The following is a 24,215-nucleotide window of genomic DNA, read 5'->3' on the forward strand; positions in this document are numbered from 1 at the left end:
CTGATTGAAAATCTGATTGAAAACGGCGCACTCAGGTGCGCCGTTGATCGTTATGGCGTGTACTGTTCCACCGGCTCTGCCGGGGAACGGTGCTTTCAAAACAGGCGGTTCAGACCGTTCAGTGCCGCAACCCGGTAAGCTTCCGCCATGGTCGGATAGTTGAAGGTTGTATTGACGAAGTAGTCGATACTGTTGCCCCCATTCTTCTGTTCCATAATGGCCTGGCCGATGTGAATGATTTCGGCAGCACGCTCACCAAAGCAGTGAATTCCCAGTATTTCCTTGGTATCCCGGTGAAACAGGATCTTCAGGCTGCCGACATCCATCCCTGCAATCTGCGCCCGGGCCAGATGCTTGAACTGGGCACGGCCCACTTCATAAGGTACTTTTTCCGCAGTCAGCTGTTGTTCGGTTTTACCGACTGAGCTGATTTCAGGAATGGTGTAAATGCCGGTTGGGATATAATCAATCAACTGACCCTGTGCCTGACCGGTTGCAATGGCCTGCGCCACGAAACGGCCCTGATCGTAAGCTGCACTGGCAAGGCTCGGGTAGCCGATAACATCGCCCACGGCATAAATGTTGTCGACTTCGGTGCAGTAGTTCTGATCGACAGACAACTGACCGCGGGAGTCTGGTGTCAGACCGATCACTTCAAGGTTCAGGCGATCCGTGTTACCCGTCCGGCCATTGGCGTACAGCAGGCAGTCGGCTTTCATCTTCTTGCCGGATTCCAGATGCAGAATCACGCCATCTTCCGTGCCTTCAATCTTGCTGTAGGTCTCGCCATTGCGGATCATCACCCCGTTGTTCCACAGGTGATAAGACAGCGAATCGGAAATCTCGTTATCCAGAAATTCCAGCAATCGGTGACGAGTGTTGATCAGATCAACTTTCACGCCCAGACCGCGGAAGATCGAGGCATATTCACTGCCAATGACACCGGCACCATAAATGATGATATGACGCGGGTCATGCTGAAGCCGCAGGACGGAGTCACTGTCGTATACACGCTCATGGGTAAAATCAACGTCCTTGGGATGGTACGGACGTGAACCGGTCGAGATGACGAATTTGTCGGCCGTGTAGGTTTCCGTACTGCCATCATGATGTTTGACCTTCACGGTGTGGTGATCCACAAAGCTCGCTTCGCCCGAAATAATGCTGCACTTGTTGCGATCGTAAAATCCCTGACGCATCCGGGTTTGTTTGCTGACCACGGTTTGGGCATGGCCGAGGATTTGGTTGAAGGTGCTGTGCAGGTTTGGAGAGTTTTGGCTGAAAAGCGGGTTTTTGTTGAATTCGATAATCCGGCTGACCGCATGACGGAGCGCTTTGGAAGGGATGGTGCCCCAGTGGGTACAACCGCCGCCGACACTGCTTTCCCGTTCAATGATGGCAACCTGAAATCCTGCCTTGGTTAACCCCATGGCGGCCCCTTCGCCTCCGGGTCCGCTGCCAATAATAATCACATCAAAGTGTGAGGGAGTCGTAGGGTTTTGTGTGCTCATGGGCCGCCTTTCTTATCCGTTTTTTCTGTGGTGCGGAGTGTAACGTTTTCCTCCGCAAGGGAAAATCTTCACACCACGATAGAGCGCGGAGGATCACGTTGTGAACGGAATAAACCGGATTCATGTCCTTTTCGCACAGTACTTTGTGAGCAAGCTGGTAAAACCGTGACTGTGATTTTGCTTCCAGTGAGCCAGCCCGATAGTATTCCGACCGTCAAAGTGCGGATTGGCGCTGATCAAGTTGCGTAAAGCGGGTATAGTGAAACACACACTGGTAACCGAGAAGCAGGTATCCATGGGGATCAGGGCCCAACAAAAAGAGAAAACCCGGCGTTCACTCATTAATGCAGCGTTCAATCAGCTCAGTGCAGAGCGTAGTTTTTCCGGTTTGAGTTTGCGCGAAGTTGCCCGGGAAGCGGGGATCGCGCCCACATCTTTTTATCGGCACTTCAAAGATATGGACGAACTTGGGCTAACATTGGTGGATGAAGGCGGCTTACTGCTTCGCCAGTTGATGCGTCAGGCACGCCAGCGGATTGCCGAAGAAGGCAGTGTGATCCGTACCTCTGTTGAAACCTTTATGGAATTTATCGAAAGCAGCCCGAACGTGTTCCGGTTGCTGTTGCGGGAGCGCTCCGGTACGTCCCCTGCGTTTCGTGCGGCTGTTGCCCGGGAGATTCAGCATTTTATTGCGGAACTCACCGAGTATCTGGAAGCCAAAGGAGGGAGTCGTCATGAAGAAGCCTTCATCCAGGCAGAAGCGCTGGTGACTTTGGTGTTCAGTTCAGGAGCCGATGCGCTGGATCTGGACAGCCAGGCCCGGGCAGAGCATGCAGAGCGGTTGATTATGCAGCTGCGTATGATTGCCAAAGGAGCCTATTGGTATCGTAAAGAGCGTGAGCGGAACACGCTGGCGCATAAACTTAAATAAAATGTTGGTGAGAATATGGACAAGCAACAAGTGAAAGCAGAGCGCAAAACGTTAATTCTGTCATTGCTGGCAGGGTTGTGCGGTAACGCCACATTGGCCGTGTTTACGTCCAGTGCGGTCGCTTTTTCGGTGTTTCCGGTGATTGCGTTTGTGATGACGGTGTACTGCCTGTATCAGGATTATCTGACCCGCCCGATGTCTGAAGGGACGCCGGTGATTGCATTTGCACTCTTTCTGGTGGGCGCCTTTGGTTACTCTGCTTTCCTGCGTGCACAAACGCCGGATATGGGCTCAAACTTCCTGCCGCTGATGATCTGTCTGGGCTTGTTGCTGTGGGTTGCTTACCGCATGGGCGTGATGAGCCCGAAAGCGAAAAAGCAGGATGATGCTTAAGCTTGTCTGACATCAGCACAAGGTCGTGTGCTGACAGAATCCAAAAAGGCGCCAGTTTGGCGCCTTTTTTCATGGTATCCGGAAGGTTATTTTCGCTCGAGCAGAATGCCTGCTTCCATATGGTGGGTGTATGGGAACTGATCAAACAGCGCGAAACGGGTGATTCTGTGGGTTTGACCTAGGATCTCCAGGTTGGCTTTCAGGGTGTCCGGGTTGCACGAGATATACACGATGCGCTCATAAGCCTGCACCATCCGGCAGGTATCATCGTCCATGCCGGAACGTGGTGGGTCGACGAAAATGGTATTGCAGTGATAGCTTTTCAGGTCGATGTTGTTGTCTTTCAGGCGGCGAAACTCGCGCTGACCTTCCATCGCCTGCGTAAACTCTTCCGCGGACATCCGGATGATCTGCACGTTCTCAATCTGATTGGCGGCAATATTGAACTGTGCGGATTCCACGGAAGGCTTCGCCAGTTCGGTGGCCAGCACACGCTCAAAGTTCTGGGCCAGTGCCAGTGAGAAGTTACCATTACCGCAATACAGTTCCAGCAGGTCCCCTTCGCTGTCCTGTGTGCAGTCGACCGCCCATTCCAGCATCTTCTGCGCCACTTCGCCATTCGGCTGAGTGAAGCTGTTTTCAACTTGCTGATAAGTTAGGGTGCGATCGTGAACCTTGAGCTTTTCAACGACATAGTCCTGATCCAGTACAATTTTCTGCTTACGGGCACGGCCAATCAGATTCAGGTTAAAACCTTCGTCATTCAGGCGTTGCTTCAGCTGTTTTGCTTCTTCTACCCATTCCTCATCTAACTGACGGTGATACAACAGTGACACCAGAATCTCACCACTCAGTGTCGAGAGAAAATCAACCTGAAACAGTTTATGGCGCAGGGCCCGGTTTGGCTTCATCGCCTCAACCAGCAAAGGCATCAAATCATTGATTAGACGGCTGGCGGCCGGGAACTGATCAACACGGTATTTCTGGCGGGTTTCCTGATTGAACATGATGTAGTACAGATCTTCCCCTTCATGCCAGACCCGAAATTCCGCGCGCATCCGGTAGTGCTGTGCAGGCGAGGCAAACACTTCCAACTCCGGTGTATCTAGGTCAGCAAACAGCGCTTGCATGCGCTCGGCTTTTTCGTCCAGCTGTGCCTGGTAGGTCTCGGGGTTGATTGGGGTTGCTGCCATGGTGTTGCCTCAAAACTGCTCAAAATAAGAGCGGAGATTTTATTGCATTGTTGACTGATGTCCAGTGAAAGGGGGGAGAAAAATGCTGCGGGCGCTGATTTGTCATGAGTAATAGCAAACTAAACTAGACATTCTGCCCGGTGAAAACTAGCATTTTGTTGCGCTGGCAGACCTGAATGGCAGGTGGGGGAATACGGTGAGAATCCGTAACTGACGCGCAGCGGTGAGAGAGAACGAAGACACAAGGCACTGAGCCAGACACTGTTTCAAGCGGGGTGCGCAATGCAACCTGGCAGAAATGGGAAGTCGTTGTCCTAGGTGGTTGTTCAACCATGCTCTCAAGTCCGAAGACCGGCCAGCGACAAAGGCAGTATGGAGACTGCCAGTTTTCAACGCGATTTAAGGTATCCGATCAAATGAAAAAAACGCTTTTAGCAGTGGCGTTGGCACCGCTGTGCCTGCAATCCTCCCTTGTTTCCGCCCAAGACACGACTGAAGAGACCATGGTGGTGACTGCCAACCGGTTTGAGCAGTCGGTGAAGAACTTGATTGCTCCGGTCTCCGTTGTTACAAAGGCAGACATCGATGCAATGCAAGCGAACACTTTATCGGAAGTCTTACGTACCTTGCCTGGGGTGCAAATCAGTGCGAATGGCACTTATGGTCATTTAGCAAGAGTATACGCCCGTGGCAGTGATAATGTGTTGTTCCTTCTCAATGGTGTGCGAATTGGCAGCGCGACCGCTGGTTTTACCAATGTTGGACAATTGCCTTTAACTGGCATTGAAAGAATTGAATTTGTACGTGGTAACCGTGCCGCGGTTTATGGTGCAGATGCAACTGCTGGTGTGATTAACATCATTACAGACTCCCAGCCAAAACAATTTTCGGGTGAGGTAAAAGCTGAACTAGGCTCAGAAAACTATCAGCAGTTAGCAGGAAGTGTCTCTGACAGTATTGGTGAGCGGGGTTGGGTGAAGTTTGCGGCCAATCTTGAGCTCGCGGATGGGCAAGATGTTGCTTCATTCGGCAATTCAGATAAAGACGGTTTTCGAAATCGGGATGGTTTGGTAGATGCAGGAGTTCGGTTGGATGATAAGTGGACTATAGCTGGCAATGCGTACTATCACGAAGGGAACATCGAATTTGATGACTCTTTTGGTGGTTCTGAAGAAACGGATAATCTGCTTTATAACTTATCCGGCCGATTAGCTTATGACAATGATTCGTATAGCTCTGAATTAACTCTAGCATTGAACCGGGATGAAGGGAAAAATGCGGATGCTTCTGTCAATGGCAGTAAAATTGTGACAGATCGGAATGTGATTAGCTGGAAAAACACTTTTCTTGTGCAAACTCAAACCTGGTTGGGGGCCGGTTTGGAATATACCGATGAGCAAGTCAAAGACTCAATACTTTGGGATAGTTTGAACCAAGTGTTTAGTAGTTATGAAAAAGGCGATCGGGATAATAAAGCAGCCTATCTGACCTTCAATCATGAGGGTCGACAGGCGCAACTGGAAGCGAGCACCCGTATTGATGACAACGAACAATATGGCGGTGAGTTTACTTGGCAGTTTGGTGCAGGTTGGCGTTTCAGCGATGCCTTTCGTCTGACGGGGAATGCTGGCACTGGTTTCAGAGCCCCTAATTTTAACCAGCTTTACTGGCCTGGGTATGCAAATCCGACGCTTGAACCGGAAGAGTCAGAAACTTATGAGGTGGCATTGGATGGTTCGGTCAGTGATGTATATTGGCGCTTAGCGGCTTTTCGAAATGACATAGAAAATCGCATTTCGTGTCAAACAAATGGATGTCAGAATGATGATGCTCTCATCAAGGGCGTCGAACTGGTCGCTGCATTTGAGACGGGGGCTTTTGATCATAATGTGTCCTTGGAATATTTGGATCCTAAAGATAAAAACTTGAATCAGCCACTTTCTCGCATCGCAAAACGTAACGCAAAGTGGAATGTTGTTTACCATACAACGAATTGGCAGGCATCTCTGAACTATTTGTATCAGGGAGAACGTCAGGAAAATCTTTATGGTGGTGGTGTTTATCGAATGGGCGGATATTCACTGTTTGATTTCGCGGCCAGTTACTATCTGACAGAACAGCTGACTCTAAGTGGCCGTGTGGCGAACCTGCTCGATAAAGACTATGAATTAGTGAAGGATTACAGTACTCAAGAGAGAAGCTATTTTGCTTCTGTAACCTACCAATTCTAACCCTCAGCCGCCTTCGGGCGGCTTTTTCGTGAGTCTTCCATGAAACCCAAGAAAGTCATTGTGAGCTGGTCCTCTGGGAAGGACTCCACATTAACCCTGTTGCGCTTACTCGAAACTCCGGACTATGAAGTGGTCGGCCTGTATACAACCTATGTCGGAGATGAAGTGCCGTTTCAGGCAACGCCAATGGCTGTTGTCAGGGCTCAAGCCCGGTTGACCGGATTCCCGTTGATTGAAATTGCCTTACCTGAAGTATTCCCACCAAACGCGGTGTATCAGGCACGGGTAGTCGACGGGATTCGACAACAGATGCCAGACGTTGAAGCGGTCGCATTCGGAGATATGTTCTGCAATGGGATTGAAGCCTATCGCCGTCGTTATATTGAACCGGCAGGCTGGTCCTGTGTCTTTCCTTTATTAGGAGAAGACAGCAGCCAGCTTGCTCGTGAAATACTCGATCGTGGCATTCAAACGATCCTGACAACAATCGATACCAGCCAGCTTAGCGGCGATTACTGCGGCAGATGGTTTGATGCAGAGTTACTGCGTCAATTACCTCATACAGTGGATCCATGTGGTGAAGACGGCGAATTCCATACGCTGGTGGTTTCTGCCCCCTGTTTTCAGGGCAGCTTACAGCTCAGACCCACAGGGATAGAGCGGCAGGAGCGTTTTCATTGTTTGCGCTACCAGATATTCACCTCAGACTGACATGAAAATCACACGACTGAGTTGGCTTTTCAGATGCACGCAGTATGATGAAGGTCCCTCAATCCTGTCATTCAGAAAGACGTTGTGAAAACCATCTTAATTTTTGATTCTGGTGTCGGTGGCCTGTCGGTCTATCAGGAAATCTACCGTCAAATGCCTCAGCATCAATATATCTACGCATTTGATGATGCGGCTTTTCCTTATGGTGAGCTGGAAGAGCCGGTTTTGATTGAGCGCGTCCTGCACATTGTTACGTCTTTATCGAATCAACATGCGGTCGATTTGGTGGTGATAGCCTGTAATACAGCCAGTACGATTGTCTTGCCTCATTTAAGAGCCAGTCTCACCCAACCGGTTGTCGGGGTTGTTCCGGCTATCAAGCCGGCTGCGCAAATGAGCCAGACCAAGGTTGTGGGCGTACTGGCGACACCGGCAACAGTAAAGCGGCAATATACGCAATCACTGATTGCGGAGTTTGCTACCGACTGCGAGGTGCATTTACTTGGCGCCACCCGGTTGGTGGAAATGGCAGAGATGAAACTGCGAGGGCACCGGGTCGACCTGAACGAGATGGCGGAGATCGTGAACCCCTGGTTGTCGACACAGATCGATACTGTGGTACTGGGATGTACTCACTTCCCGTTACTGAAACAAGAAATCAGTCAGGTGTTTCCTCAGGCCAGATTCTTGATTGATTCTGGTTCTGCGATTGCCAGTCGGGTTCAGGCGCTACTGGGTACCGAACTGGATATCGAGGTAACTGAGTTAGAGCAAGGTGGTATAAAGAATCTGACTTACCACACGAGTGATAAGTCAGATCATCAGGCATTGAATGACAGTTTACGAGCTATGCAGCTCAGTAACGTGAATTGTCTTCACTATCCCCGTTCTTAGGTTCATTGGCTTCGCGTACTTTCAGGGTACGCTGACCAAATTCCTTTTCGTTGAGCTGGCTGATCGCATATGCGGCGTCTTTACTGCTCATCACGACAAAACCAAACCCACGGCGCTTACCCGTGCGTTTGTCTTTCATCAGTCTTACAGCAAACACTTCACCATACTCCGCGAACAGATCTTTGACTTCGCCTTCGTTGGCACGGTAAGGCAAGTTTCCGACATAAAGGGTTTTACTGCTCTGGTTGTCTTCATTGAATGGGACGTCAGAGGGGGCATTGCCAATAAACCGACTGGCGAACCCGGAGAGAATCGAACCTAAGAGAAAGGCGATTGCTGCAGTGGAAGAGATAAAGCTAAAAATCACGGCGCCAATCAGAGTAATGAGCGCGATGGTAATCGTATGTGAGTTGGAAAGTTTCATAGGCAAGCTACAGTGTCATTGATTGAATGATAAGAATGCGAGTATTTTTAACAAATTAATCACATTAATATTACGTGTATAAATTTATGATTGCCAGAAAGTGAAGGTGGCGATCGTATAATGTTGACTTATGACGCATATTTTCACATTAGATGAAATTATAACCGCTTAAACAACTTTTCTTCAGAAAAGGGTTGTCAGGCTTTTCGAAGTCTCTATAATGCCGCCTCACCAAGACGGAGTACGGAACAAAACGTGACTTCGGTTTGGTAAGAAGGCGGCACAAAGAAGCCAAATAAAAAATTGTTTGACTCTCTAAATTGATTCGTTAGAATGGCCGCCCTGTTCGAGATTAACCCTCGGGTTAGCGACGAAAGCTCTTTAACAATTTGACCATGCAATCTGTGTGGGCACTCGACAATGATACAGTCAAAAGATTTTATCAGTGAACTGAGTGACCAATTGGTAGCACTTTCTTGAAAGGGTTACCGGCACAGTCAATTCGTTTCAACTTCGGTTGAAACATCAGTAATCACTGAGCCGCTTCTCTTCGGAGAGGCAACAAAATTCTAATTGAAGAGTTTGATCATGGCTCAGATTGAACGCTGGCGGCAGGCCTAACACATGCAAGTCGAGCGGCAGCGACATCAACAATCTTTCGGGTGCGTTGATGGGCGGCGAGCGGCGGACGGGTGAGTAATGCCTGGGAACATGCCTTAGTGTGGGGGATAACCATTGGAAACGATGGCTAATACCGCATAATCTCTACGGAGCAAAGCGGGGGACCTTCGGGCCTCGCGCGCTAAGATTGGCCCAGGTGGGATTAGCTAGTAGGTGGGGTAACGGCTCACCTAGGCGACGATCCCTAGCTGGTCTGAGAGGATGATCAGCCACACTGGAACTGAGACACGGTCCAGACTCCTACGGGAGGCAGCAGTGGGGAATATTGCACAATGGGGGAAACCCTGATGCAGCCATGCCGCGTGTGTGAAGAAGGCCTTCGGGTTGTAAAGCACTTTCAGCAGTGAGGAAGAGGTGGTGTTTAATAGATGCCATCTTTGACGTTAGCTGCAGAAGAAGCACCGGCTAACTCCGTGCCAGCAGCCGCGGTAATACGGAGGGTGCGAGCGTTAATCGGAATTACTGGGCGTAAAGCGCATGCAGGCGGCGTGTTAAGCCAGATGTGAAAGCCCGGGGCTCAACCTCGGAATCGCATTTGGAACTGGCATGCTAGAGTCTTGTAGAGGGGGGTAGAATTTCAGGTGTAGCGGTGAAATGCGTAGAGATCTGAAGGAATACCGGTGGCGAAGGCGGCCCCCTGGACAAAGACTGACGCTCAGATGCGAAAGCGTGGGGAGCAAACAGGATTAGATACCCTGGTAGTCCACGCCGTAAACGATGTCTACTTGGAGGTTGGTGTCTTGAACACTGGCTTTCGGAGCTAACGCGTTAAGTAGACCGCCTGGGGAGTACGGTCGCAAGATTAAAACTCAAATGAATTGACGGGGGCCCGCACAAGCGGTGGAGCATGTGGTTTAATTCGATGCAACGCGAAGAACCTTACCTACTCTTGACATCCAGAGAACTTAGCAGAGATGCTTTGGTGCCTTCGGGAACTCTGAGACAGGTGCTGCATGGCTGTCGTCAGCTCGTGTTGTGAAATGTTGGGTTAAGTCCCGCAACGAGCGCAACCCTTATCCTTGTTTGCCAGCACTTCGGGTGGGAACTCCAGGGAGACTGCCGGTGATAAACCGGAGGAAGGTGGGGACGACGTCAAGTCATCATGGCCCTTACGAGTAGGGCTACACACGTGCTACAATGGCGTATACAGAGGGCGGCCAACTAGCGATAGTGAGCGAATCCCACAAAGTACGTCGTAGTCCGGATTGGAGTCTGCAACTCGACTCCATGAAGTCGGAATCGCTAGTAATCGTGGATCAGAATGCCACGGTGAATACGTTCCCGGGCCTTGTACACACCGCCCGTCACACCATGGGAGTGGGCTGCACCAGAAGTAGATAGCTTAACCTTCGGGAGGGCGTTTACCACGGTGTGGTTCATGACTGGGGTGAAGTCGTAACAAGGTAGCCCTAGGGGAACCTGGGGCTGGATCACCTCCTTACCTAAAGACTGCGTTGTTGACGCAGTGTCCACACAGATTGCCTGGTCGAAATGTAGAGAGCCACTGGTGCTGCCCAACAGCATCAGTACGAGTAAGCCTGAGATATAGTCGTGTCATATTGATTCGACATTCCGCTTACTAAAATTTAGCGAACCATGTTTCGCTGACAGAATTTTAGTCCCGTTCGTCTAGAGGCCTAGGACACCGCCCTTTCACGGCGGTAACAGGGGTTCGACTCCCCTACGGGACGCCACGGGTCGTTAGCTCAGTTGGTAGAGCAGTTGACTTTTAATCAATTGGTCGCAGGTTCGAATCCTGCACGACCCACCATTCCAGCCACGGAATGTAAAACACAGTGGGCGATTAGCTCAGTTGGGAGAGCACCTCCCTTACAAGGAGGGGGTCACTGGTTCGAGCCCGGTATCGCCCACCACTCTCTAAGTACTTTTTTTCTGCACGGATCCGCAGATTCAATAACAAATACGTTGTTGGATCGATTTTGTGACGCTGAAAGTCTTTAGAAAGTGCGGTTTATATAGAAATAAACAACACAATGCTCTTTAACAATCTGGAAAGCTGACTAGTAATTCAATCGATATGACGATTGAATCAAACTGTTTCGAAAGAAACAGAGTTCTCAAGCAATACACATTCAAGTGTCTTGTATTTTTTGTGTTCACTTTCAAAAGTGAACACAAAGTGAGTCCGGCGAAACAAATCAAACCTTGGTTGTTTACGATACAGACCCTTTGGGGTTGTATGGTTAAGTGACTAAGCGTACACGGTGGATGCCTGGGCAGTCAGAGGCGATGAAGGACGTACTAACTTGCGATAAGCGGTGATGAGGCAGTAAGAGCCACTTGAGTCACCGATTTCCGAATGGGGAAACCCAGCTGCATAAGCAGTTATCATCAGGTGAATACATAGCCTGATGAGGCGAACCGGGGGAACTGAAACATCTAAGTACCCCGAGGAAGAGAAATCAACCGAGATTCCGGCAGTAGCGGCGAGCGAAACCGGATTAGCCCTTAAGCGTTTTTTGTGTCAGGTGAAGGCTCTGGAAAGTGCCGCGATACAGGGTGACAGCCCCGTAACCGACGATACCTTAAACGTGAAAACGAGTAGGACGGGACACGTGTTATCTTGTCTGAAGATGGGGGACCATCCTCCAAGGCTAAATACTCCTGACTGACCGATAGTGAACCAGTACCGTGAGGGAAAGGCGAAAAGAACCCCTGTGAGGGGAGTGAAATAGAACCTGAAACCGTGTACGTACAAGCAGTAGGAGCCCTTCGGGGTGACTGCGTACCTTTTGTATAATGGGTCAGCGACTTAATTTCAGTAGCAAGGTTAACCATCTAGGGGAGCCGTAGGGAAACCGAGTCTTAACTGGGCGTACAGTTGCTGGGATTAGACCCGAAACCAGGTGATCTAGCCATGGGCAGGTTGAAGGTGAGGTAACACTTACTGGAGGACCGAACCGACTAATGTTGAAAAATTAGCGGATGACTTGTGGCTAGGGGTGAAAGGCCAATCAAACCTGGAGATAGCTGGTTCTCCCCGAAAGCTATTTAGGTAGCGCCTCGGACGAATACTACTGGGGGTAGAGCACTGTTAAGGCTAGGGGGTCATCCCGACTTACCAACCCTTTGCAAACTCCGAATACCAGTAAGTACTATCCGGGAGACACACGGCGGGTGCTAACGTCCGTCGTGGAGAGGGAAACAACCCAGACCGCCAGCTAAGGTCCCAAAGTATCACTAAGTGGGAAACGATGTGGGAAGGCTCAGACAGCCAGGATGTTGGCTTAGAAGCAGCCATCATTTAAAGAAAGCGTAATAGCTCACTGGTCGAGTCGGCCTGCGCGGAAGATTTAACGGGGCTAAGTGATACACCGAAGCTGCGGCAATGCGATTTATCGTATTGGGTAGGGGAGCGTTCTGTAAGCGGCTGAAGGTGTGCTGTAAGGCATGCTGGACGTATCAGAAGTGCGAATGCTGACATGAGTAACGACAATGGGGGTGAAAAACCTCCACGCCGGAAGACCAAGGGTTCCTGTCCAACGTTAATCGGGGCAGGGTGAGTCGACCCCTAAGGCGAGGCCGAAAGGCGTAGTCGATGGGAAACGGGTTAATATTCCCGTACTGCTTACTATTGCGATGGGGGGACGGAGAAGGCTAGGTGGGCCGGGCGACGGTTGTCCCGGTTCAAGGGTGTAGGCTGATGGTTTAGGCAAATCCGGACCATCTTAAGGCTGAGACCCGATGTCGAGCCACTACGGTGGTGAAGTCATTGATGCCATGCTTCCGGGAAAAGCCTCTAAGCTTCAGATAGTAAGGAATCGTACCCCAAACCGACACAGGTGGTCGGGTAGAGAATACCAAGGCGCTTGAGAGAACTCGGGTGAAGGAACTAGGCAAAATGGTACCGTAACTTCGGGAGAAGGTACGCTGCCGGCGGTGAAGAGACTTGCTCTTGGAGCTGCTGGCAGTCGCAGATACCAGGTGGCTGCAACTGTTTATTAAAAACACAGCACTGTGCAAAATCGAAAGATGACGTATACGGTGTGACGCCTGCCCGGTGCCGGAAGGTTAATTGATGGGGTTATCTTCGGAGAAGCTCTTGATCGAAGCCCCGGTAAACGGCGGCCGTAACTATAACGGTCCTAAGGTAGCGAAATTCCTTGTCGGGTAAGTTCCGACCTGCACGAATGGCGTAATGATGGCCACGCTGTCTCCACCCGAGACTCAGTGAAATTGAAATCGCAGTGAAGATGCTGCGTCCCCGCGGCTAGACGGAAAGACCCCGTGAACCTTTACTACAGCTTGGCACTGAACATTGACCCTACATGTGTAGGATAGGTGGGAGGCTTCGAAGCAGGTACGCCAGTATCTGTGGAGCCGTCCTTGAAATACCACCCTTGTCGTGTTGATGTTCTAACGTCGCCCCGTTATCCGGGGTGCGGACAGTGCCTGGTGGGTAGTTTGACTGGGGCGGTCTCCTCCCAAAGCGTAACGGAGGAGCACGAAGGTGGGCTAATCACGGTCGGACATCGTGAGGTTAGTGCAATGGCATAAGCCCGCTTAACTGCGAGAATGACGGTTCGAGCAGGTGCGAAAGCAGGTCATAGTGATCCGGTGGTTCTGAATGGAAGGGCCATCGCTCAACGGATAAAAGGTACTCCGGGGATAACAGGCTGATACCGCCCAAGAGTTCATATCGACGGCGGTGTTTGGCACCTCGATGTCGGCTCATCACATCCTGGGGCTGAAGTCGGTCCCAAGGGTATGGCTGTTCGCCATTTAAAGTGGTACGCGAGCTGGGTTTAGAACGTCGTGAGACAGTTCGGTCCCTATCTGCCGTGGGCGCTGGATGATTGAAGGGAGTTGCTCCTAGTACGAGAGGACCGGAGTGAACGAACCGCTGGTGTTCGGGTTGTGTCGCCAGACGCATTGCCCGGTAGCTAAGTTCGGAACAGATAACCGCTGAAAGCATCTAAGCGGGAAGCTGGCCCTGAGATGAGTCATCCCTGAGACTTTAAGTCTCCTGAAGGGCTGTTCGAGACTAGAACGTTGATAGGCAGGGTGTGTAAGCGTTGTGAGGCGCTCAGCTAACCTGTACTAATTGCCCGTGAGGCTTAACCATACAACACCCAAAGGGTTTGAAGTACGGACTCCATAAGCACTTGAATGATGTGCTGAGAACTTTAGTCAGATTTTTCCATGATTGTTGAACAAAATATTTGCCTGGCGACCATAGCGCTGTGGACCCACCTGATCCCATGCCGAACTCAGACGTGAAACGCAGCAGCGCCGATGGTAGTGTGGGGTCTCCCCATGTGAGAGTAGGACATCGCCAGGCTCTCTCTTTGAAAGGCCCGTCCGGCGACGGGCTTTTTCTTCGCTCGAACCCCGCCGGGGTGAGCGGAGTCAACACAGAGTTTTTTGCTTTTGACCGGGAATTCACCGGGATAAAAAAAGATGAAAATTTTGTCTTGACTTCAAATGAGGGAAGCGTAATATACGCGTCCTGACTTGCTGAAGCGAAACGCGCTAAAGCATTGAAAGTCAACGTTCTTTAACAATTTGACCATGCAATCTGTGTGGGCACTCGACAATGATACAGTCAAAAGATTTTATCAGTGAACTGAGTGACCAATTGGTAGCACTTTCTTGAAAGGGTTACCGGCACAGTCAATTCGTTTCAACTTCGGTTGAAACATCAGTAATCACTGAGCCGCTTCTCTTCGGAGAGGCAACAAAATTCTAATTGAAGAGTTTGATCATGGCTCAGATTGAACGCTGGCGGCAGGCCTAACACATGCAAGTCGAGCGGCAGCGACATGAACAATCCTTCGGGTGCGTTGATGGGCGGCGAGCGGCGGACGGGTGAGTAATGCCTGGGAACATGCCTTAGTGTGGGGGATAACCATTGGAAACGATGGCTAATACCGCATAATCTCTACGGAGCAAAGCGGGGGACCTTCGGGCCTCGCGCGCTAAGATTGGCCCAGGTGGGATTAGCTAGTAGGTGGGGTAACGGCTCACCTAGGCGACGATCCCTAGCTGGTCTGAGAGGATGATCAGCCACACTGGAACTGAGACACGGTCCAGACTCCTACGGGAGGCAGCAGTGGGGAATATTGCACAATGGGGGAAACCCTGATGCAGCCATGCCGCGTGTGTGAAGAAGGCCTTCGGGTTGTAAAGCACTTTCAGCAGTGAGGAAGAGGTGGTGTTTAATAGATGCCATCTTTGACGTTAGCTGCAGAAGAAGCACCGGCTAACTCCGTGCCAGCAGCCGCGGTAATACGGAGGGTGCGAGCGTTAATCGGAATTACTGGGCGTAAAGCGCATGCAGGCGGCGTGTTAAGCCAGATGTGAAAGCCCGGGGCTCAACCTCGGAATCGCATTTGGAACTGGCATGCTAGAGTCTTGTAGAGGGGGGTAGAATTTCAGGTGTAGCGGTGAAATGCGTAGAGATCTGAAGGAATACCGGTGGCGAAGGCGGCCCCCTGGACAAAGACTGACGCTCAGATGCGAAAGCGTGGGGAGCAAACAGGATTAGATACCCTGGTAGTCCACGCCGTAAACGATGTCTACTTGGAGGTTGGTGTCTTGAACACTGGCTTTCGGAGCTAACGCGTTAAGTAGACCGCCTGGGGAGTACGGTCGCAAGATTAAAACTCAAATGAATTGACGGGGGCCCGCACAAGCGGTGGAGCATGTGGTTTAATTCGATGCAACGCGAAGAACCTTACCTACTCTTGACATCCAGAGAACTTAGCAGAGATGCTTTGGTGCCTTCGGGAACTCTGAGACAGGTGCTGCATGGCTGTCGTCAGCTCGTGTTGTGAAATGTTGGGTTAAGTCCCGCAACGAGCGCAACCCTTATCCTTGTTTGCCAGCACTTCGGGTGGGAACTCCAGGGAGACTGCCGGTGATAAACCGGAGGAAGGTGGGGACGACGTCAAGTCATCATGGCCCTTACGAGTAGGGCTACACACGTGCTACAATGGCGTATACAGAGGGCGGCCAACTAGCGATAGTGAGCGAATCCCACAAAGTACGTCGTAGTCCGGATTGGAGTCTGCAACTCGACTCCATGAAGTCGGAATCGCTAGTAATCGTGGATCAGAATGCCACGGTGAATACGTTCCCGGGCCTTGTACACACCGCCCGTCACACCATGGGAGTGGGCTGCACCAGAAGTAGATAGCTTAACCTTCGGGAGGGCGTTTACCACGGTGTGGTTCATGACTGGGGTGAAGTCGTAACAAGGTAGCCCTAGGGGAACCTGGGGCTGGATCACCTCCTTACCTAAAGACTGCGTTGTTGACGCAGTGTCCACACAGATTGCTTGGTCGAAATGTAAAGAGCCACTGGTGCTGCCCAACAGCATCAGTATGAGTGAGCGAAATATGTTTCGCTGACAAAAAATTTAGTCCCGTTCGTCTAGAGGCCTAGGACACCGCCCTTTCACGGCGGTAACAGGGGTTCGACTCCCCTACGGGACGCCATGGGTCGTTAGCTCAGTTGGTAGAGCAGTTGACTTTTAATCAATTGGTCGCAGGTTCGAATCCTGCACGACCCACCATTCCAGCCACGGAATGTAAAACACAGTGGGCGATTAGCTCAGTTGGGAGAGCACCTCCCTTACAAGGAGGGGGTCACTGGTTCGAGCCCGGTATCGCCCACCATTCTTTCTCTTGCAGAAAGAAGCCCAGACGGAGGGGCTATAGCTCAGCTGGGAGAGCGCTTGCATGGCATGCAAGAGGTCGGCGGTTCGATCCCGCCTAGCTCCACCACTCTTTCAAGGTTTTTCCTTAAGAATCTTTAAAAAGTGGTTATCGTTGATAATTCACAATGCTCTTTAACAATCTGGAAAGCTGACTAGTAATTCAATCGATATGACGATTGAATCAAACTGTTTCGAAAGAAACAGAGTTCTCAAGCAATACACATTCAAGTGTCTTGTATTTTTTGTTTTCACTTTCCAAAGTGAACACAAAGTGAGTCCGGCGAAACAAATCAAACCTTGGTTGTTTGCGATACAGACCCTTTGGGGTTGTATGGTTAAGTGACTAAGCGTACACGGTGGATGCCTGGGCAGTCAGAGGCGATGAAGGACGTACTAACTTGCGATAAGCGGTGATGAGGCAGTAAGAGCCACTTGAGTCACCGATTTCCGAATGGGGAAACCCAGCTGCATAAGCAGTTATCATCAGGTGAATACATAGCCTGGTGAGGCGAACCGGGGGAACTGAAACATCTAAGTACCCCGAGGAAGAGAAATCAACCGAGATTCCGGCAGTAGCGGCGAGCGAAACCGGATTAGCCCTTAAGCGTTTTTTGTGTCAGGTGAAGGCTCTGGAAAGTGCCGCGATACAGGGTGACAGCCCCGTAACCGACGATACCTTAAACGTGAAAACGAGTAGGACGGGACACGTGTTATCTTGTCTGAAGATGGGGGACCATCCTCCAAGGCTAAATACTCCTGACTGACCGATAGTGAACCAGTACCGTGAGGGAAAGGCGAAAAGAACCCCTGTGAGGGGAGTGAAATAGAACCTGAAACCGTGTACGTACAAGCAGTAGGAGCCCTTCGGGGTGACTGCGTACCTTTTGTATAATGGGTCAGCGACTTAATTTCAGTAGCAAGGTTAACCATCTAGGGGAGCCGTAGGGAAACCGAGTCTTAACTGGGCGTACAGTTGCTGGGATTAGACCCGAAACCAGGTGATCTAGCCATGGGCAGGTTGAAGGTGAGGTAACACTTACTGGAGGACCGAACCGACTAATGTTGAAAAATTAGCGGATGACTTGTGGCTAGGGGTGAAAGGCCAATCAAACCTGGAGATAGCTGGTTCTCCCCGAAAGCTATTTAGGTAGCGCCTCGGACGAATACTACTGGGGGTAGAGCACTGTTAAGGCTAGGGGGTCATCCCGACTTACCAACCCTTTGCAAACTCCGAATACCAGTAAGTACTATCCGGGAGACACACGGCGGGTGCTAACGTCCGTCGTGGAGAGGGAAACAACCCAGACCGCCAGCTAAGGTCCCAAAGTATCACTAAGTGGGAAACGATGTGGGAAGGCTCAGACAGCCAGGATGTTGGCTTAGAAGCAGCCATCATTTAAAGAAAGCGTAATAGCTCACTGGTCGAGTCGGCCTGCGCGGAAGATTTAACGGGGCTAAGTGATACACCGAAGCTGCGGCAATGCGATTTATCGTATTGGGTAGGGGAGCGTTCTGTAAGCGGCTGAAGGTGTGCTGTAAGGCATGCTGGACGTATCAGAAGTGCGAATGCTGACATGAGTAACGACAATGGGGGTGAAAAACCTCCACGCCGGAAGACCAAGGGTTCCTGTCCAACGTTAATCGGGGCAGGGTGAGTCGACCCCTAAGGCGAGGCCGAAAGGCGTAGTCGATGGGAAACGGGTTAATATTCCCGTACTGCTTACTATTGCGATGGGGGGACGGAGAAGGCTAGGTGGGCCGGGCGACGGTTGTCCCGGTTCAAGGGTGTAGGCTGATGGTTTAGGCAAATCCGGACCATCTTAAGGCTGAGACCCGATGTCGAGCCACTACGGTGGTGAAGTCATTGATGCCATGCTTCCGGGAAAAGCCTCTAAGCTTCAGATAGTAAGGAATCGTACCCCAAACCGACACAGGTGGTCGGGTAGAGAATACCAAGGCGCTTGAGAGAACTCGGGTGAAGGAACTAGGCAAAATGGTACCGTAACTTCGGGAGAAGGTACGCTGCCGGCGGTGAAGAGACTTGCTCTTGGAGCTGCTGGCAGTCGCAGATACCAGGTGGCTGCAACTGTTTATTAAAAACACAGCACTGTGCAAAATCGAAAGATGACGTATACGGTGTGACGCCTGCCCGGTGCCGGAAGGTTAATTGATGGGGTTATCTTCGGAGAAGCTCTTGATCGAAGCCCCGGTAAACGGCGGCCGTAACTATAACGGTCCTAAGGTAGCGAAATTCCTTGTCGGGTAAGTTCCGACCTGCACGAATGGCGTAATGATGGCCACGCTGTCTCCACCCGAGACTCAGTGAAATTGAAATCGCAGTGAAGATGCTGCGTCCCCGCGGCTAGACGGAAAGACCCCGTGAACCTTTACTACAGCTTGGCACTGAACATTGACCCTACATGTGTAGGATAGGTGGGAGGCTTCGAAGCAGGTACGCCAGTATCTGTGGAGCCGTCCTTGAAATACCACCCTTGTCGTGTTGATGTTCTAACGTCGCCCCGTTATCCGGGGTGCGGACAGTGCCTGGTGGGTAGTTTGACTGGGGCGGTCTCCTCCCAAAGCGTAACGGAGGAGCACGAAGGTGGGCTAATCACGGTCGGACATCGTGAGGTTAGTGCAATGGCATAAGCCCGCTTAACTGCGAGAATGACGGTTCGAGCAGGTGCGAAAGCAGGTCATAGTGATCCGGTGGTTCTGAATGGAAGGGCCATCGCTCAACGGATAAAAGGTACTCCGGGGATAACAGGCTGATACCGCCCAAGAGTTCATATCGACGGCGGTGTTTGGCACCTCGATGTCGGCTCATCACATCCTGGGGCTGAAGTCGGTCCCAAGGGTATGGCTGTTCGCCATTTAAAGTGGTACGCGAGCTGGGTTTAGAACGTCGTGAGACAGTTCGGTCCCTATCTGCCGTGGGCGCTGGATGATTGAAGGGAGTTGCTCCTAGTACGAGAGGACCGGAGTGAACGAACCGCTGGTGTTCGGGTTGTGTCGCCAGACGCATTGCCCGGTAGCTAAGTTCGGAACAGATAACCGCTGAAAGCATCTAAGCGGGAAGCTGGCCCTGAGATGAGTCATCCCTGAGACTTTAAGTCTCCTGAAGGGCTGTTCGAGACTAGAACGTTGATAGGCAGGGTGTGTAAGCGTTGTGAGGCGCTCAGCTAACCTGTACTAATTGCCCGTGAGGCTTAACCATACAACACCCAAAGGGTTTGAAGTACGGACTCCATAAGCACTTGAATGATGTGCTGAGAACTTTAGTCAGATTTTTCCATGATTGTTGAACAAAATATTTGCCTGGCGACCATAGCGCTGTGGACCCACCTGATCCCATGCCGAACTCAGACGTGAAACGCAGCAGCGCCGATGGTAGTGTGGGGTCTCCCCATGTGAGAGTAGGACATCGCCAGGCTCTCTCTTTGAAAGGCCCGTCCGGCGACGGGCTTTTTCTTCGCTCGAACCCCGCCGGGGTGAGCGGAGTCAACACAGAGTTTTTTGCTTTTGACCGGGAATTCACCGGGATAAAAAAAGATGAAAATTTTGTCTTGACTTCAAATGAGGGAAGCGTAATATACGCGTCCTGACTTGCTGAAGCGAAACGCGCTAAAGCATTGAAAGTCAACGTTCTTTAACAATTTGACCATGCAATCTGTGTGGGCACTCGACAATGATACAGTCAAAAGATTTTATCAGTGAACTGAGTGACCAATTGGTAGCACTTTCTTGAAAGGGTTACCGGCACAGTCAATTCGTTTCAACTTCGGTTGAAACATCAGTAATCACTGAGCCGCTTCTCTTCGGAGAGGCAACAAAATTCTAATTGAAGAGTTTGATCATGGCTCAGATTGAACGCTGGCGGCAGGCCTAACACATGCAAGTCGAGCGGCAGCGACATGAACAATCCTTCGGGTGCGTTGATGGGCGGCGAGCGGCGGACGGGTGAGTAATGCCTGGGAACATGCCTTAGTGTGGGGGATAACCATTGGAAACGATGGCTAATACCGCATAATCTCTACGGAGCAAAGCGGGGGACCTTCGGGCCTCGCGCGCTAAGATTGGCCCAGGTGGGATTAGCTAGTAGGTGGGGTAACGGCTCACCTAGGCGACGATCCCTAGCTGGTCTGAGAGGATGATCAGCCACACTGGAACTGAGACACGGTCCAGACTCCTACGGAGGCAGCAGTGGGGAATATTGCACAATGGGGAAACCCTGATGCAGCCATGCCGCGTGTGTGAAGAAGGCCTTCGGGTTGTAAAGCACTTTCAGCAGTGAGGAAGAGGTGGTGTTTAATAGATACCATCTTTGACGTTAGCTGCAGAAGAAGCACGGCTAACTCCGTGCCAGCAGCCGCGGTAATACGGAGGGTGCGAGCGTTAATCGGAATTACTGGGCGTAAAGCGCATGCAGGCGGCGTGTTAAGCCAGATGTGAAAGCCCGGGGCTCAACCTCGGAATCGCATTTGGAACTGGCATGCTAGAGTCTTGTAGAGGGGGTAGAATTTCAGGTGTAGCGGTGAAATGCGTAGAGATCTGAAGGAATACCGGTGGCGAAGGCGGCCCCCTGGACAAAGACTGACGCTCAGATGCGAAAGCGTGGGGAGCAAACAGGATTAGATACCCTGGTAGTCCACGCCGTAAACGATGTCTACTTGGAGGTTGGTGTCTTGAACACTGGCTTTCGGAGCTAACGCGTTAAGTAGACCGCCTGGGGAGTACGGTCGCAAGATTAAAACTCAAATGAATTGACGGGGCCCGCACAAGCGGTGGAGCATGTGGTTTAATTCGATGCAACGCGAAGAACCTTACCTACTCTTGACATCCAGAGAACTTTCCAGAGATGGATTGGTGCCTTCGGGAACTCTGAGACAGGTGCTGCATGGCTGTCGTCAGCTCGTGTTGTGAAATGTTGGGTTAAGTCCCGCAACGAGCGCAACCCTTATCCTTGTTTGCCAGCACTTCGGGTGGGAACTCCAGGGAGACTGCCGGTGATAAACCGGAGGAAGGTGGGGACGACGTCAAGTCATCATGGCCCTTACGAGTAGGGCTACACACGTGCTACAATGGCGTATACAGAGGGCAGCCAACTAGCGATAGTGAGCGAATCCCACAAAGTACGTCGTAGTCCGGATTGGAGTCTGCAACTCGACTCCATGAAGTCGGAATCGCTAGTAATCGTGGATCAGAATGCCACGGTGAATACGTTCCCGGGCCTTGTACACACCGCCCGTCACACCATGGGAGTGGGCTGCACCAGAAGTAGATAGCTTAACCTTCGGGAGGGCGTTTACCACGGTGTGGTTCATGACTGGGGTGAAGTCGTAACAAGGTAGCCCTAGGGGAACCTGGGCTGGATCACCTCCTTACCTAAAGACTGCGTTGTTGACGCAGTGTCCACACAGATTGCCTGGTTAAAATGTAAAGAGCGCAAGAGAAGGGTCTGTAGCTCAGGTGGTTAGAGCGCACCCCTGATAAGGGTGAGGTCGGTGGTTCAAGTCCACTCAGACCCACCACTGTTTTCCCAAACACAGTGGTTGAACACTCTTGCAATACTCGATGGGGCTATAGCTCAGCTGGGAGAGCGCCTGCCTTGCACGCAGGAGGTCAGCAGTTCGATCCTGCTTAGCTCCACCACTCTTTCAAGGTTTTTCCTTAAGAATCTTTAAAAAGTGGTTATCACTTGATAATTCACAATGCTCTTTAACAATCTGGAAGCTGACTAGTAATTCAATCGATATGACGATTGAATCAAACTGTTTCGAAAGAACAGAGTTCTCAAGCAATACACATTCAAGTGTCTTGTATTTTTTGTCTTCACTTTTCAAAAGTGAACACAAAGTGAGTCCGGCGAAACAAATCAAACCTTGGTTGTTTGCGATACAGACCCTTTGGGTTGTATGGTTAAGTGACTAAGCGTACACGGTGGATGCCTGGGCAGTCAGAGGCGATGAAGGACGTACTAACTTGCGATAAGCGGTGATGAGGCAGTAAGAGCCACTTGAGTCACTGATTTCCGAATGGGGAAACCCAGCTGCATAAGCAGTTATCATCAGGTGAATACATAGCCTGATGAGGCGAACCGGGGGAACTGAAACATCTAAGTACCCCGAGGAAGAGAAATCAACCGAGATTCCGGCAGTAGCGGCGAGCGAAACCGGATTAGCCCTTAAGCGTTTTTTGTGTCAGGTGAAGGCTCTGGAAAGTGCCGCGATACAGGGTGACAGCCCCGTAACCGACGATACCTTAAGCGTGAAAACGAGTAGGACGGGACACGTGTTATCTTGTCTGAAGATGGGGGGACCATCCTCCAAGGCTAAATACTCTGACTGACCGATAGTGAACCAGTACCGTGAGGGAAAGGCGAAAAGAACCCTGTGAGGGGAGTGAAATAGAACCTGAAACCGTGTACGTACAAGCAGTAGGAGCCTTCGGGGTGACTGCGTACCTTTTGTATAATGGGTCAGCGACTTAATTTCAGTAGCAAGGTTAACCATCTAGGGGAGCCGTAGGGAAACCGAGTCTTAACTGGGCGTACAGTTGCTGGGATTAGACCCGAAACCAGGTGATCTAGCCATGGGCAGGTTGAAGGTGAGGTAAACTTACTGGAGGACCGAACCGACTAATGTTGAAAAATTAGCGGATGACTTGTGGCTAGGGGTGAAAGGCAATCAAACCTGGAGATAGCTGTTCTCCCCGAAAGCTATTTAGGTAGCGCCTCGGACGAATACTACTGGGGTAGAGCACTGTTAAGCTAGGGGGTCATCCCGACTTACCAACCCTTTGCAAACTCCGAATACCAGTAAGTACTATCCGGGAGACACACGGCGGGTGCTAACGTCCGTCTGGAGAGGGAAACAACCCAGACCGCCAGCTAAGGTCCCAAAGTATCACTAAGTGGGAAACGATGTGGGAAGGCTCAGACAGCCAGGATGTTGGCTTAGAAGCAGCCATCATTTAAAGAAAGCGTAATAGCTCACTGGTCGAGTCGCCTGCGCGGAAGATTTAACGGGGCTAAGTGATACACCGAAGCTGCGCAATGCGATTTATCGTATTGGTAGGGAGCGTTCTGTAAGCGGCTGAAGGTGTGCTGTAAGGCATGCTGGACGTATCAGAAGTGCGAATGTGACATGAGTAACGACAATGGGGTGAAAAACCTCCACGCCGGAAGACCAAGGTTCCTGTCCAACGTTAATTCGGGGCAGGGTGAGTCGACCCCTAAGGCGAGGCCGAAAGGCGTAGTCGATGGGAACGGGTTAATATTCCGTACTGCTTACTATTGCGATGGGGGACGGAGAAGGCTAGGTGGGCCGGGCGACGGTTGTCCCCGGTTCAAGGGTGTAGGCTGATGGTTTAGGCAAATCCGGACCATCTTCAGCTGAGACCCGATGTCGAGCCACCACGGTGGTGAAGTCATTGATGCCATGCTTCCGGGAAAAGCTCTAAGCTTCAGATAGTAAGGATCGTACCCCAAACCGACACAGGTGGTCGGGTAGAGAATCAAGGCGCTTGAAGAGAACTCGGGTGAAGGAACTAGGCAAAATGGTACC

8 protein-coding genes, 9 tRNA genes, 7 rRNA genes, 1 riboswitch and 1 other annotated feature are annotated in these 24,215 nt (G+C 51.1%); of the genes, 21 read left to right on the top strand and 3 right to left on the bottom strand.

Annotated elements, in window-relative coordinates; all coding sequences use genetic code 11:
- Nucleotides 1–95 precede the first annotated feature (95 nt).
- Nucleotides 96–1,511: a Si-specific NAD(P)(+) transhydrogenase gene (gene sthA, locus KDD30_RS16695; RefSeq protein ID WP_211646821.1), complete on the bottom strand. Its 1,416-nt coding sequence runs from the start codon at nucleotides 1,509–1,511 to the stop codon at nucleotides 96–98.
- Nucleotides 1,512–1,806: 295 nt separating this feature from the next.
- Between sthA and fabR the strand changes: the two genes are divergently transcribed.
- Complete coding sequence (gene fabR, locus KDD30_RS16700) at nucleotides 1,807–2,442, top strand: HTH-type transcriptional repressor FabR (protein ID WP_211650162.1); 636 nt, start codon at nucleotides 1,807–1,809, stop codon at nucleotides 2,440–2,442.
- 15 nt (nucleotides 2,443–2,457) lie between these two features.
- On the top strand, nucleotides 2,458–2,835 hold the full coding sequence (locus KDD30_RS16705; RefSeq protein WP_211646822.1) for a YijD family membrane protein: 378 nt from the start codon (nucleotides 2,458–2,460) through the stop codon (nucleotides 2,833–2,835).
- Nucleotides 2,836–2,921: 86 nt separating this feature from the next.
- Here KDD30_RS16705 and trmA read toward each other — a convergent pair whose 3' ends face one another.
- A complete protein-coding gene (gene trmA, locus KDD30_RS16710) occupies nucleotides 2,922–4,028 on the bottom strand; it encodes a tRNA (uridine(54)-C5)-methyltransferase TrmA (protein WP_211646823.1) in 1,107 nt (368 codons plus the stop codon).
- A gap of 147 nt (nucleotides 4,029–4,175) precedes the next feature.
- Nucleotides 4,176–4,403: riboswitch (cobalamin riboswitch) on the top strand.
- 41 nt (nucleotides 4,404–4,444) lie between these two features.
- Between trmA and KDD30_RS16715 the strand changes: the two genes are divergently transcribed.
- The 3 genes from KDD30_RS16715 to murI all read left to right on the top strand — a co-directional run bounded on the left by KDD30_RS16715 (nucleotide 4,445) and on the right by murI (nucleotide 7,864).
- Nucleotides 4,445–6,259, top strand: coding sequence for a TonB-dependent receptor domain-containing protein (locus KDD30_RS16715; protein WP_211646824.1), 1,815 nt, complete (start codon nucleotides 4,445–4,447; stop codon nucleotides 6,257–6,259).
- A gap of 39 nt (nucleotides 6,260–6,298) precedes the next feature.
- Nucleotides 6,299–6,970, top strand: coding sequence for an ATPase (locus KDD30_RS16720; RefSeq protein ID WP_211646825.1), 672 nt, complete (start codon nucleotides 6,299–6,301; stop codon nucleotides 6,968–6,970).
- 84 nt (nucleotides 6,971–7,054) lie between these two features.
- A complete protein-coding gene (murI, locus tag KDD30_RS16725) occupies nucleotides 7,055–7,864 on the top strand; it encodes a glutamate racemase (RefSeq protein ID WP_211646826.1) in 810 nt (269 codons plus the stop codon).
- Here the strand turns inward: murI and KDD30_RS16730 are convergent.
- Nucleotides 7,827–8,288: an RNA-binding protein gene (locus KDD30_RS16730; RefSeq protein WP_211646827.1), complete on the bottom strand. Its 462-nt coding sequence runs from the start codon at nucleotides 8,286–8,288 to the stop codon at nucleotides 7,827–7,829. The genes murI and KDD30_RS16730 overlap by 38 nt on opposite strands.
- Before the next feature lie 570 nt (nucleotides 8,289–8,858).
- Between KDD30_RS16730 and KDD30_RS16735 the strand changes: the two genes are divergently transcribed.
- The 16 genes from KDD30_RS16735 (at nucleotide 8,859) to KDD30_RS16810 (ending at nucleotide 22,302) form a co-directional block, all read left to right on the top strand.
- Nucleotides 8,859–10,410: ribosomal RNA gene (locus tag KDD30_RS16735) — 16S ribosomal RNA — on the top strand.
- 177 nt (nucleotides 10,411–10,587) lie between these two features.
- Nucleotides 10,588–10,663 (top strand) — tRNA-Glu (locus KDD30_RS16740).
- Between the two features lies 1 nt (nucleotide 10,664).
- Nucleotides 10,665–10,740 (top strand) — tRNA-Lys (locus KDD30_RS16745).
- Between the two features lie 27 nt (nucleotides 10,741–10,767).
- Nucleotides 10,768–10,843, top strand: a tRNA-Val gene (locus KDD30_RS16750).
- Nucleotides 10,844–11,171: 328 nt separating this feature from the next.
- A 23S ribosomal RNA gene (locus KDD30_RS16755) occupies nucleotides 11,172–14,055 on the top strand.
- A 100-nt stretch (nucleotides 14,056–14,155) separates the two neighbouring features.
- Nucleotides 14,156–14,271: ribosomal RNA gene (gene rrf, locus KDD30_RS16760) — 5S ribosomal RNA — on the top strand.
- A gap of 405 nt (nucleotides 14,272–14,676) precedes the next feature.
- Nucleotides 14,677–16,228 (top strand): 16S ribosomal RNA (locus KDD30_RS16765).
- A 125-nt stretch (nucleotides 16,229–16,353) separates the two neighbouring features.
- A tRNA-Glu gene (locus KDD30_RS16770) sits at nucleotides 16,354–16,429 on the top strand.
- A gap of 1 nt (nucleotide 16,430) precedes the next feature.
- Nucleotides 16,431–16,506 (top strand) — tRNA-Lys (locus tag KDD30_RS16775).
- A gap of 27 nt (nucleotides 16,507–16,533) precedes the next feature.
- Nucleotides 16,534–16,609 (top strand) — tRNA-Val (locus KDD30_RS16780).
- 32 nt (nucleotides 16,610–16,641) lie between these two features.
- Nucleotides 16,642–16,717: transfer RNA gene (locus KDD30_RS16785), tRNA-Ala, on the top strand.
- A 266-nt stretch (nucleotides 16,718–16,983) separates the two neighbouring features.
- Nucleotides 16,984–19,867: ribosomal RNA gene (locus tag KDD30_RS16790) — 23S ribosomal RNA — on the top strand.
- Nucleotides 19,868–19,967: 100 nt separating this feature from the next.
- Nucleotides 19,968–20,083: ribosomal RNA gene (rrf, locus tag KDD30_RS16795) — 5S ribosomal RNA — on the top strand.
- Between the two features lie 405 nt (nucleotides 20,084–20,488).
- Nucleotides 20,489–22,034, top strand: a 16S ribosomal RNA gene (locus tag KDD30_RS16800).
- Together the 16S, 23S and 5S rRNA genes with 9 tRNA genes alongside form the textbook arrangement of a ribosomal RNA operon.
- Nucleotides 22,035–22,104: 70 nt before the next feature.
- Nucleotides 22,105–22,181 (top strand) — tRNA-Ile (locus KDD30_RS16805).
- Between the two features lie 45 nt (nucleotides 22,182–22,226).
- A tRNA-Ala gene (locus tag KDD30_RS16810) sits at nucleotides 22,227–22,302 on the top strand.
- 265 nt (nucleotides 22,303–22,567) lie between these two features.
- Nucleotides 22,568–24,215: a sequence feature (23S ribosomal RNA rRNA prediction is too short), on the top strand.

It is taken from the genome of Photobacterium sp. GJ3 (assembly GCF_018199995.1).
In the GTDB taxonomy this organism is placed as follows: Bacteria; Pseudomonadota; Gammaproteobacteria; order Enterobacterales; family Vibrionaceae; genus Photobacterium.